This is a genomic window from Gemmatimonadaceae bacterium, assembly GCA_020852815.1.
Taxonomy (GTDB): Bacteria; Gemmatimonadota; Gemmatimonadetes; order Gemmatimonadales; family Gemmatimonadaceae; genus SCN-70-22.
The window spans coordinates 1-12,253 of sequence record JADZAN010000006.1; the positions used below are offsets into that span (position 1 = coordinate 1).

Below are 12,253 nucleotides of genomic sequence, written 5' to 3' on the forward strand. Positions count from 1 at the left end.
AGCACTCCAGCGGGGGGAGTGTGCGCCGCGGGGCGATCACCAAGACGGGCAACGCGCATCTCCGGCGCGTGCTGGTCGAAGCGGGGTGGGCGTATCGCCGCGGCCCGGCCACCACCGGCGCCCTGCGACACCGTCAGGCGGACCAACCGCCGGGCGTGGTCGTCCTCGCGACCAAGGCGCAACACCGCCTGTGCCACCGCTACCGCACGTTAGTCGCCAAAGGGAAACCTCCGCTCTATGTCGCGACCCTCGTGGCCCGCGAACTGCTCGGCTTCATTTGGGCGAGCGGACGACGAGGTCGAAGCCGGCATGGCAAGCACAGGGGAGACGGAGGTCCGCCGCCTCGCGGCCTCATGTTGCACCATGGGTGATGCGCCTCGCTCGGACCTAACCGGCGGACAAGGCGCGTTCTGTCCCGGAGGCACCCTCCCTGCGTCATCACCGGAGCGCACGCCGTATTGCGTCGGCGCTCCGGTGGGGAGGCGAGACCGCGTGACTCGTATCAGTCGGGAGCCCCGGCCCGCTGCGCGAGACCGTTCGCGAGTACCACCTCGAACGGCGACGGTACGGCGACGCAGGTCCTGCGACGCCTAGCGTCGTGGTCGTTGCAGGAGGTCGGCAGATGGCATCGAGACTTCAACCCATTGGGCGGCCGTGAACTCGTTCAGCGCCCCCGCTGGTTGCAGGGCAATGCGGTCCAGGACAGCCTGTGCCCTTGCCTGTTCGACAGACGTCAGCACCCCAAGGGGCGTCACCACTGTCGTGCCACGCACTTGACGATCAAGCGCGCTGTCCGCTCGTACGCGTTTGAGCCATGCGAGCGCCGCCCCGAGTCGGGCCGCCGTGGCGTTCGACCGCTCGAGGATAACGCGGTCAACGGGATACGCGGCGGATCGGCGCCTGACCGCCAAGCCTCTTCGTCCGAGCCCGCCGTCGGGTATAACGGCGATCACGACAAGTTCGATGCCGCTTGGCCGGCTCGGGGCCGTGCCGAGTGCGGCCAGCTGTTGTCCGAGCGGTGTCGAGGGGTCGGCCCCGATGACCGCCCGTCCTGGCGTCAACAGGAGGCGCCGAAGGGAGTCACTCCCGGACCCCGAGATGTTCGCCAGCAGGGAGTCCGCGATGGCGCGTGTCATGTTGTATGTCGTGTCCCGACCCAAGGCGGCGGCCACGTCCGGCGTACGCTTCGCCGGCGTTGGGGGAACAGCCGGGTGCTCGTTCAGTCGGCACGCCGCGACCAGGAGTAGGGTCCCGATGCCGAGACGACGCCCGATCGCCGTGCTAGTAGTTGTATGGACCATAGCAGACCCAATCCTCCGTGTTGTCGCTCCAATACGTGATGTAACAGATGTAGTAGTAGTGCTCAGTGCCCGATCCCCCGCCCCCGCCGCCTCCCTCGCCGCCGCCGCCGCCGCCACCACCGCCGGACGTTGGGCATCCCGAGGGATCGTCTACGTGGCTGCCGTCCGCGCAGGTGACGAACTCGTCGGTTTGGGTCACACTGGCGATGGTCAGATTCTCGTAGTACTCATAGACATGGATCCACCATCCGGTCATGTCGATGCACTTCGTGCGTGTCGCAGAGGCCTTCATCTTCGACGTGGCGTGCCCTTCGCCCAGCACCGAATTGTAGAACCATCCCGGAGGGAAGCTGTACTTGGCGCGCGGGAGGGCGTCTTCGCCGGGGGACAGATGTTGAAGGACGACCGCCGTACCGTAGACCCAGTAGTCGATCCCGTAGACGGATGTCTGGCCGCCAAAGATTACGGAGGAAGGGCAGGGTCCGACGAACGGAGGGGCGGGGAAGAGGCGCGGCGCGGCGAGCGCCGCAGGCGCGCTCAAGAGCAACGCGACGAGCACCGTGGCAAGGCGCATGAAAGGGCGCGTGCCCGGCGAATCGTGTGGGCCGCGGACTCGCGCTGGGGCGAGGAGCGCCACACCCCTCTGCGCCCGGAGCGGCGGAGGTGACATCGCTGGAGCGGTCATCATCATCCTTGGTGGGTTATGGGTGAGCCAGAATCGCGAAGCCAAGCCATTGGCACATTCTCCCACGACGAATGGGTCGTCGCCCTTCGTGCTTTATCCGGGCGGAGCGCGGCCGAGGTCGAGGTGTGGCTCCAGGAGGCAGCGGACGCGGCACCCGGCGCGGGCGATCTGCGGATGCCGGCATTGACCCCCGCTGTTCTCTGGGCGTTGAGCCTCGGCGCCGACGCAACGCGCGACAAACTCCGGGCGCACTTGGCGGGGCTCTCGGACGAGTCGCGCCGCGCGCTGTGGCAGCACGAACCGCGATTGCAGGTCTGGTACGAGCAGGTTGCCTAGGCTGCGTACGCGCGTCGAGTGCGCAATGATCTTCTGTGGGACGCCGTGCAGCTGCGCGTGGACCCGCTTCGACTCGAGTCCTCACCAGCCGCCGCCGAGAATGCTCAGCAGGTCGACGTTTCCATGGATGCGAGTGTATTCGCCTGGTACCGAACAAGGGCACCATGGTGCCGAGCGAACCGAGCGTTGCAGCGTCCGTGTCGGTGCGAAGCAGGCGAAGGACTACGGATTCGCCGTGCAACGTGGGCACGGTGCTGACGCGGATGTCGAGTTCCGCCTCATTCAGGCGCATGCGGAGGCGCCCATCCTGGGGGCGACGTTGTTCGGCGATGTTGAGATCGGCCAGCAACTTCAACCGTGAGACGATGGCGGGTTGCATCTGCCGGGTCGGCGACTGCATCGCGTGCATCACGCCGTCGACGCGAATGCGCACGCTCATGCCCAAGGTCGCCGCCTCGAAGTGCACATCGCTGGCGCGGGCGCGGACAGCGTCACGGATGATGGTGTTGACGAGACGGATGACCGGTGGTTGCAGGGCAAGATCACGCGCATCTGCGATCGAGCTGCCACCCTCGTCATCGGCGCGCTCATCCTCGATACGCGCCGAGCGCTTCACTTCTGTTCCATCGAAGGAGGCCGTGATGGCGCGCTGGAGCATCTCGAGTTCGCAGTGCTCCTTGTGTAGCGGTCGGCCGTATAGGATGGCGAGATGTTCTTCTACATCTCGCTGGAGATCACCGTTGTATGCTACCCGCAGCTCGTTCTCCAGCGAGAGAGGCAGTACCCGGTAATAGCGGAGATACTCGGGCGAGAACGTGCTCTCGAGTGCAAGTGAACTCCGAAAGGACGCCTGGTCTCTGGAGCCAGTCATGTCGTCAGGAAGTGCATCCCGCGTGCCCGGCGCTGCACCTGGAGCCAACTCCTTGACGGCCATCGCCTTGGCGCACGATGTATCCGGCCGAGCGATGTCTTCCCGGACAACTCTGCCCGAGCACAAGTGTCACGGCCGATCAGTTTTGCGCTTTGCCTGCTTTGTGCCCCTCACGCCACCGTCCGCGGAATGGGCAGGACCAACCCAGCGTTCGCCTTCGTGCGCGCGCGTTCGGCGCCGTTCATCGCTGACCGAGACCGCGCAATCAACGAATGGGACGTAACTGCTGGCAAACACGCACGATGCAGAACTTCGAGCCTCCGGTGCACGACTTGCAATCAGGATGACCACTCATTCCCGGAGGGTTCACATGCGTCGCGAAGTGCTCTTCCTCTCGATCGCACTTGCCGGAGGCGTGGCGTCGCTGGCGGCCATGCCACGAGTAGTCTCCCATTCGTCGCTCGCCGCCACCGACGCGCCCGCCATGCAGAGTGCGCGCACCGACTTCGTCATGCGATCGACCGGCGCCTCGTTTGAAGCGCAGCAGACGACCGCGACTAATGAACCCGTGCCTCCATTCGACGACGTCGTCTTGCGTCGGTCGCTTGGCGGTGTGGTGATCGACTGCGGTCCATTCGCAAGACCCATAGTCATGGACAACGGTGTTGAGCGCCGGTGGGTATACACGGTCGCACGCCCGTCCAAGGGTGCCTGTGCCACCGTCGCTGGAGCGCAGTTCGTGGCCGTGGGCAAGCGTGGCGCATCCGAGCGGTCGAGCGCAGCGACGCAATGACCTGAGTCAGGGAACCTTGGCGCGCTTACGGATCCACCTTATCGAGCACGGCATGAGCGAGCAGGCGGTACAGCTTGCCACGACTCAAGCCCAACTCTCGCGCTGCCTTCGACTTGTTGCCGTCGTGCCGTGCGAGCGCCTCGTGTGCTCGCGCGGCAGGGTCTGCTGCACGAGTGTTGCCCAATTCGTCGGTCGCAGGAAGGTGCGAGCAATCGAGCGCGATGTCGGGTCTGGCGCGTACCGCCAGGAACTGGCAGCCCGACCTCAACTCGCGGATGTTGCCCACCCATTGGGCAGTTCGCATGTACTCCGCCAGTGACGTGGAGATGCGGAATCGCGGCGACTTCTCCAATTCTCCCAGCGAGTTCGCGATAAATAGCTCCGCGAGGGGGATGATGTCCTCGCGCCGATCTCGGAGCGGTGGGAGATGAATGAGAAACCCCTGCACTCTGAAGTAGAGTTCGCTCAGGAAGGTGCCTCGCTGCACCAGCGACCGTAGGTCACTGGATGTCGCGAACACGTAGCGAACGCTGACGCAGCGCCAGCGTGATTCGCCGAGTCGCCGCGTCCGCTCGCTCTCGATGACGGTAAGCAGCGACTGCTGCAGCTTCGTTGAAGCGTGACCGAGTTCGTCAAGGAAGAGGGTGCCGCCGGAGGCGAGTTCAAGTGCTCCGGGGCGATCGCGAGTTGCGCCCGTATACGCGCCCCTCGCGCAGCCGCAGAGCTCAGCCTGCCGCAACTCCTCGGGGATTCCCGGCAGGGGGAGTTCGACGAACGGTCCGGCCGCGCGGCGCGATCGACGATGAGCCTCGCGCGCCAGGATCGACTTGCCCGTCCCGGTTTCTCCGCTGAGGAGAACGGGATATGGTGTTCGCGCGAATTCAGTGAGGTCCTGCCACACGGCTCTCGATGCGCTCGAGCTTCCCTCGAAGATCGCGCGAGCGTCGTTTGCTTCTCGTGTCTCGTTCGGGGCCGGTCGGGTCGACCCGTTCGACCGTTGGGTACCGTGCATACCATCTCGCATCCTCGCCACCCCCAGACACAATGCCCCTCGACTACGGCGGCACCGATTAACGTTGCTCGGACAACACGATCTTGTGTCAGAGCTAGTACACGCCGGTCGCCATCCGTGCAAGAGAGCGGTTCCCCGATTTTTTCGGATGGGAGCGGTGGGGGGTGGCGGGTGGCGGGATGCCGATCGGCGAGACGAGGCGCGAGTCGCGCTGGGTTCAGCAGCGTCTCGCGTCAACCGGCAGAGACGCGCCCGTCGGCAGGTGTGGGGAGTGCCACGAGGTCGCTCTGGCCGAGGTCGAGATCGGCTTGTTCAATACGGCGACCATTCGCCATCCGGAGGGATGGCGGCCGCACGAGGGCGTGGTCGAAGCACTGCGTTACTCCACGGCGAGCGGCGGCTCGAGGCAACACGTTGCGTGAGGATTCAGTTCACCGAGTCTTCGGCTAACTCGGGTCGGTCCCGATCGCCTCCTCGGCGCTGAAGCAAATGGTGGGGTGGAGAGAGAATCCTGCCCCGGACGAGCACCCGTTATGCAGCTTCCGCGGCGCTCACCGACGGCCAAACGACACGCCCCGCTCGCGTGGGTCGGACCTCCGTAAGGCTCGACTTCCTCTTGCCTAACCTGACGTGCACCTGACGGCGCATACCGTCGCGCCGCAGGTGACGCTAGGCGTTAGGGCACTCCACCATCCGCTGCGCGAACGCTCCTGAGATCACGAATCGGCGCTACATACACGTTGCGTTTCTCGTAAGGCGTTGCTCGAACCGCCCTGCGGACAGTCTCGACATCGAAGGTGATATCCTCGTGCTCGTCTGGGTCCACCTTGAGGATCACAGCTACCACCACCTCCCCGTCAGAAAACTCAATGAGTGCGCGTTGTCCCGTGAGCTTCCTGAGGTCGGCGATCATCGGAATGGCCACCATGGATTCACCTTCACGTGAGTGTTGCCGCCAACGGAGTTCTCAAGATTCGCATGCGGACTACGCATGCTCTTATCAGTATGCACGTACCGCCCCTGGTTTCCAGTCGCGTCATTGCGGACGCCAACTTGTCGACCCGTAGAACGTTCAACCATCGGTCGTGCTCCCTTGCCAGCAAAGGTCTCGGCGGCCGCGTTCGCCTCCGCGGTGGTAGCGACTTCCGCTTCCGCAAAGCCTACGGCGCGCCCCGCCTTCCGAACGGCGTTGAATACCCTCCCGGCCGAGGCTGCACCTGCTGTTACCGCACCAACGCCCGCGCCGATCGCCGCAGTCTCACCGACACCCTCCCATGTGGGTCGCCCAGACAGCTTATTCAGCGCTACCTGTTCGATCGCGCCGGTGATGCCTCCGACAGCGGCTCCGTAAAGAACCTCTCCTGCAACAGCCACGCACCACGGACACAGCCCAAACGGATCGCTGAAGTTGACGGGATCGCCATTGGCGTAGCCATAGAGGTTGAGCCCCCCCGCCAACCCGATCGGATCCTCCTGCGTAAACCGCCCGCTCTGCGGATCGTAGACCCGCGCCCGTTTGTACTCCGTCCCCGTCGTGTTCCGCTTCCCTTCCAGCAACGACCCCATGTAGCTCGCCGCCGTGAAGCCGTGCAACCGGTCCCGCGGCGTGAAACTCTCCGCCCAGTACTGCTTCACGCACCGCTGCTGGGATACTCCCACCCCGCACGCCGTCCCGCCCGCCACCAGCTGGCGGACCGCCGCGCCGTTCCCGAAGACCCCGATCCGCGCCTCCCCCGTCTCCTCCCAGATCGGGTGCAGCACAAAGTTCCCCCACGTCGCCGTGAACCCACCCCCGATCGGCTTGTCCGCATAGCCCAGGCGGTAGATCGCCAGCGGCTGGTCCAGCGCCAGCCCGTACGTGTAGACCACGCGCCCGTAGTACGGATTCGGATCCTTGCCGTTGAGCAACGGCAGGCTGTCGTGCACCGTGCCGTCGCGCTCGCGCGACGCCGGCGTGTCGGGCATCTGGATCTCCGCCAGCTCCCGCACGCCGTCCCACACCGTGCGCCGCACGAAGCTCCGCGAACACGCGATCGATTCCCCACCGGGCTCCGGGAGCCCCGCCACTTCGAACTGACAGCGGCGCCGCGCCCGCACCCACACCCGCCGCCCCAGGGCGTCGCGCCGGTATTCCTCGAACGTATTGCGTAACCCCTGCGTCGGGTCAATCTCCGAGGTCAGCGCGCGCGACTCCGCCGCGACCAGCTGCCCCGCCGCGTCGTAGTAGGAGGCGCGATCCTCGGAGCGATTGTTGCCGCCGCTGTGGCCGCGGAGCGACGCGAACGCCTCGTTCCCCGCGGAGTCATACGTAAACGTCCGAATGCCGGGGATCGCCGCGCCTTGCGTCGCGAGGCGGCCGACACCCGCGACATAGGTCGCCGGGCGTGGCAGCACGGGAGCCGCGACCGGCGGGTTGTTGCCGAGCTTCGACCAGTCCTGTTGCCAGCCCGTGTAGGTATTCCCCAGGGGATCGGCCCCGATCGAGTCGACGGAGATCGTCCGCGCCTGATTGTAGGTCCCCCAGAGTTGCGAGATCCCGATCGAGGAGGCGCGACTCCACCACATCGTCCCGAGGTCGGTGTACTGGAGCTGCAGGGAATCGATCATGGCGACACTACTGATGCGCTGCAGCAGCTTCCCTCGCCCATCAAAGCGCTGCATGATGTTGCGAAGCTGCGCATACGACCAGCGCGGAAAGCCCGTGCCATTGGAGACCGTGCTCGCCTTGAGGCGACCGTCCGCGTCGTAGGTCCACGCCTGTGTCACCGACGCGGTGAGATACACGAGATTCTCCGGCTCGCCACGCGCCGTGTACGTGTATCGGTACTGCCCCCCGTCGACATCGGTGATGAGGCTATCCTGCCCCCACGCGCCGTAGGCGATGCGCATGGTGTCCTTCGCGGCCGGCACGAGCTGCGAGGGAACGGCGGTCTTGATGCGGCGTCCGTTGCGGTCGGTGGTAAAGCCCACGCGAAACGTGTGCGCGCCAAACGCGCCCGCGACGTCGGCGAGGTCTTGCGTTTCGGTACTGTCGCGACCGTTCCGCTTGTAGGTCCGGGTGACGCGCGCCCACCGATTGCGAGCGGAGATCATGCGCCCCTCCGCGTCGTAGAGAAAGCTGTCGGCCACCGCAGGAATCGTGTAGGCGCGATACGCGGAGTCGAGGCCGTAGATGCTCCATCGGGTCGGAATGCCAACCAGTCGGGCGGCGTAGCTCAGCGCGGGCGTGTTGCGAATACTATCGCGCCCGAGCACGTCGTAGACGGTCGTGACGGCTTGCGCACTTCCCGGGTTCGACGGAGCGTATCGACGACTGAACCACTGCACCGGTTTGCCGATCTCGTTGAACACCGTGCTGTCCACCCGACCGTCCGGTGCCTGCACCGCATACGGCCGCCCGATGTTGTCGCGCCGCCACTGCGTCGTCATCGTGCCGATCGCCGCGGGGTCGGGGTTCAGGGCTCGCTCCACCCGCGTCACCAGGCCATCGGCGTCGAAGTACGAGTGCACGAGGATCTGTTCCGCCGACCCCCCCGTGACCAAGGTCTGTTCATACCAGCGATCGCCACGCAGGGAATACGTGAACGCGCGGACCTCCCGCTTCGTCGAGGTCACCAGGGAATCGATGGGCTGCTCGAGGCGCGTGGTGCGTCCGATCGAATCCTCCGTCCAGGTGGTCGTGTAGCCCAGCGGCGTCGTCTCGGTCTTCGCGTTGCGTGTCCCCGGGAAGTACGTGTACGAGTAGGTGGCACTCACGCCACCAACGACCGGGAGCTGGACACTGGTGACCTGCTCCGCATACGTCGGATCGTAGCCGTAGGTGATGCGGCTCGGCACGCCCCGGGTGTCCTGCTGCCAGTCGCGCCGGCCATTGGCGGCGTTGACGCCGAAGAACAGCGTGTCCTTGAGTGGCGGGATGTGGTGCGTGAGTTGATCGTAGGTCGTATCGTAGACAAACGCCGTGGTGTCGCGCACACCGGGCGTGGTCCCCGTGGAATCGATCTCGCGCAGCACATTCCCGCGCATGTCCCACTCGTACAACACCACCTGCCCCCCCGGGCGGCGCACGCGGGAGGGCTTCCAGCCGAACTGCCAGCCGTCGTAGTACGCCTGGGCGCGAACCTGCGTCACGGCCCCCACGGCATCAACCATGCGGCGCATCTCGCCAAAACGCCCCTGGAACAGGGCCGTCGTGTCGGCCACCGGGCGCGGCCCGTCCACCCAGGTGTAGACCTTGCTCGTGTCGACGGAACTCGGCGTCCCCGACCGCGGCAGCCCGCGCGATTCCCCGGCGACGAGCGTCTGCGTGATCATGGCCCCGCCCACCCCGGGTGCCACGCTCGCCGTGCGCACCTTCAGCGCCGAGTCGAACGTGAAACTCGTCGGCGTGCCCGTGCGCGCGGTGCGCTGGTTCATCAGGTACTGGTGAGCCGCCGACGCGTAGTACGCAAAGCCGACGATCGAGTCCCCCGCATTCCTGATCTGCGTGATGTTGCCGCCGGTGTTGGTGAGCAGCGTGATGCGCGCAACGTCGGCCATCGGCGCCGTGACACTCGTCAGGCGGTTGCCGGCGTACGTGAAGGCGTAGGCACGCGGCGCCGTCGTGGGGAGCTTGAGCGAGTCCAGCTTGAGCGGCGTGCCGCCGTACACGAACTGCGTGACGCGCCCGAAGCGATTGACGGTGCGGATGTGCAGGCCCGTTGCCGGATCGAACTCCACGCGGCGGCCCTCGGGAAGCTTGCGGACCCATCGCAGCGTCACCGGATCGTACATGATCGAGTCGCGGCGGTCGTAGTACATGGCCTGCCCGACGGTAAAGGTGCGCGTGCTGCCGTCACCCCCGATCCAGAGCAGCGCCGTCGTCCCCCCCGACTGGTAGTACTTCTTCACCTGCTCGTGCCCCGCCAGCCACCAGCCGGCGCCATAGGGGCTGTCGCTGCGGTTCACGAGGTGGTAGCCGCCCGACGGTTGATACCCCTGCTGCTGGCGCGTGCCGCCGTACCAGTTGGCCGCGACGACCGCGTAGGCATACACGCCCGTGGTATCGCCAATGAGTGAGTCGAGCCGTACGGTCACGCGGCGCGTCGTGGTGACCCCGGCGGGCCACTCCGTCCCGAGCCAGGCCGCCCGCGCGCGCCGCGTCTTGGTCGCACCAAATGCCCCCCACCACAGTTCCACGTCGACGCTATCCGGCTGGGTGGTGCCGGCGAGCTGCTTGATGGTCACCGGGACCGTGAGGTACGGATGCGCGAACTCGCTGTTGTAGAGCAAGGTCGGCGTCACGTCGGTGTTGAACACGCGCGTCGACGGCAGCGGGTGCACCACGCGCAGGTTGCCGCACTCGCTTCCTGCCGATTGCCCGAGGCTGACCGAGAGGCACGCGCTGCGTTCGATCGGATAGCCGGAGTTGTAGATGTCGATGTCGGCGACGGGCGCAGCCTGCGCCATCGCGTGTCCGAGCGACGGCCACCACGCACTCCTCCCCATCGTTGCCACGCCCGAGCCACTCACCACCGCCGTACCGATCGCGAACCATGCCAGTCGTGTCCCATTCACCGTCCACCTCGATGTGCACAGGTTGCAGCGCACGGAGGGCACGGCACGTGCCAACGAGGGCTCGTTCGCAAGTCATTGCTGCTGCTGGACTTTGTTCAGGCGCAATCGCCGCTCGACGTACGGGGATGAACGCGCGCGAACTCGACGTGGACGCTCGCGAACGGACGCGCGTCGCCTGCGCTTGCCGCGTGAGCAGCCGATGACGGCGGCGCTACGCTCGGCGAGTCGGGGTCAGTGTAAATCGGCGCAAATCGGGGTCAGGCGCAAATTGGGGTCAGAGTCACCGAGAATTTGGTTCGGTGACTCTGACCCCAATTGAGCGTGGCCTCAATCGGGCGTGCCGTGCACGCCTCAGTTGGTCGGTGGCCGTGACGCGCGCCTGCCGGTGAAGATCGCCTTGGGGATCATCACGTGCGCCCCCACGTTGCCGTCCACGAGCTGCGTGATGCGCACGTCGCAGGCGACGCTGGCGAGCATGTAGGCGTCCTCGCGCGACAGCCCCTTCTCGCGCGAGAGGAAGTCGATCGCCTGGCGGAGCGCAGTCTTGGTCGCCGTCACGAGGTCCTTGTCCGCACCCATGGCGATCCAATGCGTCGGCGTCTCGCCGCGCGGCCAGGTGAGCGACAGGTCCTTGCGAACGATGACGTCGATGACGCCCACGAGCGACGTCTCCAGCGCCGTGATGTCGACTTCGCCGTCGCCCTGCCCCGCGTGGCCATCGCCCAGCTGCAACAACGCCCCGCGGACGTGCACCGGGATGTAGAGCGTCGTCCCGGCCACCAGCTCCTTGTTGTCCAGGTTGCCCGCATGGATGTCGGGTGGGGCGCTGCTCACGCGACCGCTTGCGGCTGGCGGCGCGACGCCGACGCTGCCGAAGAACGGCTTGAGCGGGATGTCGATTCCCGGGGCGAAGCGCGCCATCATCGAGCGCTTGTCGAGCGGGATGATCTTCATCTGACGCGTGGGGAAGTCCTCGGGGATGAAGCCGCTGGTGGGGCCGAACGCGTTGTAGGCGTACGGAATGGCGAGGTCGATTCTCTTGAAGCGAACCTCGAGCACGTCGCCCGGCTCTGCTCCGTCGACGAAGATCGGCCCCGTGAGGATGTGGCCGCCGGGCCCTCGATCCTTCACGCTGTCGACGATGGCGCGCAGCGAGGGCTCGATGTCCTCCGGTTTCACGCCGGCCCCTTCGAGTCGCGCCGGCGTCGAGGTGAGGAGCGTCCCGATCGTGATCTCATCGCCAGATGCAACACGCAGCACCGGCTTGGCGTCGGCCCAGTAGTACCCGTAGGCGACGGTCGAGGGCGAGGGCATGAGGCGATGGCGCCGGGGGGGCGCTTGCGACAGCGTTGGGAGCGCGAGCGCCAGCCCGAAGGCGGCGCCGAGGAGTCGGAGGAAGGGAGGTCGGGACATCGCCACTCAGGATGGGGAGCTCCGCATGCGCGCCGCGCGCCGCAGTCTTCGTAGTCTGGGCGCGGGTCACGCGTGGGGCGAGGGTACTCCGGGGCGGGGGGCTCGCCCAGTTCGCCAATCGGGGTCGCGAATCGGGGTCACGCAAATTGGGGTCAGCGCAAATTGGGGTCAGTCAGAATGAAGCGACCGGCTCGCGGTCGTGGTAACGTGGGTTACGCCGCCGGACGAGCCGACGGACCAGAGCCACAACACGACGGAGCCGGTCGCCTATGTCACGTACAGTGCG

8 protein-coding genes are annotated in these 12,253 nt (G+C 66.3%); 2 read left to right on the plus strand and 6 right to left on the minus strand.

Annotated features, from left to right (window positions below; genetic code table 11):
• The coding region (locus IT359_04110; protein ID MCC6928159.1) for a transposase at positions 1 to 371 on the plus strand (371 nt) is incomplete at its 5' end.
• Positions 372 to 1,281: 910 nt separating this feature from the next.
• Here the strand turns inward: IT359_04110 and IT359_04115 are convergent.
• Together IT359_04115 and tadA are read right to left on the minus strand one after the other, a co-directional pair.
• On the minus strand, positions 1,282 to 1,875 hold the full coding sequence (locus IT359_04115; protein MCC6928160.1) for a hypothetical protein: 594 nt from the start codon (positions 1,873 to 1,875) through the stop codon (positions 1,282 to 1,284).
• A gap of 127 nt (positions 1,876 to 2,002) precedes the next feature.
• Positions 2,003 to 3,256, minus strand: a complete 1,254-nt coding sequence (gene tadA / locus IT359_04120) for a Flp pilus assembly complex ATPase component TadA (GenBank protein ID MCC6928161.1) — start codon at positions 3,254 to 3,256, stop codon at positions 2,003 to 2,005.
• 307 nt (positions 3,257 to 3,563) lie between these two features.
• On the opposite strand from tadA, the gene IT359_04125 reads away from it, so the two are divergent.
• On the plus strand, positions 3,564 to 3,986 hold the full coding sequence (locus tag IT359_04125; protein MCC6928162.1) for a hypothetical protein: 423 nt from the start codon (positions 3,564 to 3,566) through the stop codon (positions 3,984 to 3,986).
• A gap of 25 nt (positions 3,987 to 4,011) precedes the next feature.
• On the opposite strand, the gene IT359_04130 is transcribed toward IT359_04125, so the two are convergent.
• The 4 genes from IT359_04130 to IT359_04145 all read right to left on the minus strand — a co-directional run bounded on the left by IT359_04130 (position 4,012) and on the right by IT359_04145 (position 11,868).
• Positions 4,012 to 4,887, minus strand: a complete 876-nt coding sequence (locus IT359_04130; protein ID MCC6928163.1) for a sigma-54-dependent Fis family transcriptional regulator — start codon at positions 4,885 to 4,887, stop codon at positions 4,012 to 4,014.
• A 787-nt stretch (positions 4,888 to 5,674) separates the two neighbouring features.
• Complete coding sequence (locus IT359_04135) at positions 5,675 to 5,911, minus strand: hypothetical protein (protein MCC6928164.1); 237 nt, start codon at positions 5,909 to 5,911, stop codon at positions 5,675 to 5,677.
• Positions 5,908 to 10,554, minus strand: coding sequence for an RHS repeat-associated core domain-containing protein (locus tag IT359_04140; GenBank protein ID MCC6928165.1), 4,647 nt, complete (start codon positions 10,552 to 10,554; stop codon positions 5,908 to 5,910). Before IT359_04140 ends, IT359_04135 begins: the two co-directional genes overlap by 4 nt.
• A gap of 351 nt (positions 10,555 to 10,905) precedes the next feature.
• Entirely contained in the window at positions 10,906 to 11,868 is a 963-nt protein-coding gene (locus IT359_04145) for an acetamidase/formamidase family protein (protein MCC6928166.1), read from the minus strand.
• Positions 11,869 to 12,253: the final 385 nt, after the last annotated feature.

Bases quoted from the DNA above. Each gene is read 5' to 3' on its own strand.
- IT359_04125 (MCC6928162.1), top strand. From the start codon at position 3,564: ATGCGTCGCGAAGTGCTCTTCCTCTCGATCGCACTTGCCGGAGGCGTG.
- IT359_04135 (MCC6928164.1), bottom strand. From the start codon at position 5,911: ATGATCGCCGACCTCAGGAAGCTCACGGGACAACGCGCACTCATTGAG.
- IT359_04115 (MCC6928160.1), bottom strand. From the start codon at position 1,875: ATGCGCCTTGCCACGGTGCTCGTCGCGTTGCTCTTGAGCGCGCCTGCG.
- tadA (MCC6928161.1), bottom strand. From the start codon at position 3,256: ATGGCCGTCAAGGAGTTGGCTCCAGGTGCAGCGCCGGGCACGCGGGAT.
- IT359_04145 (MCC6928166.1), bottom strand. From the start codon at position 11,868: ATGCCCTCGCCCTCGACCGTCGCCTACGGGTACTACTGGGCCGACGCC.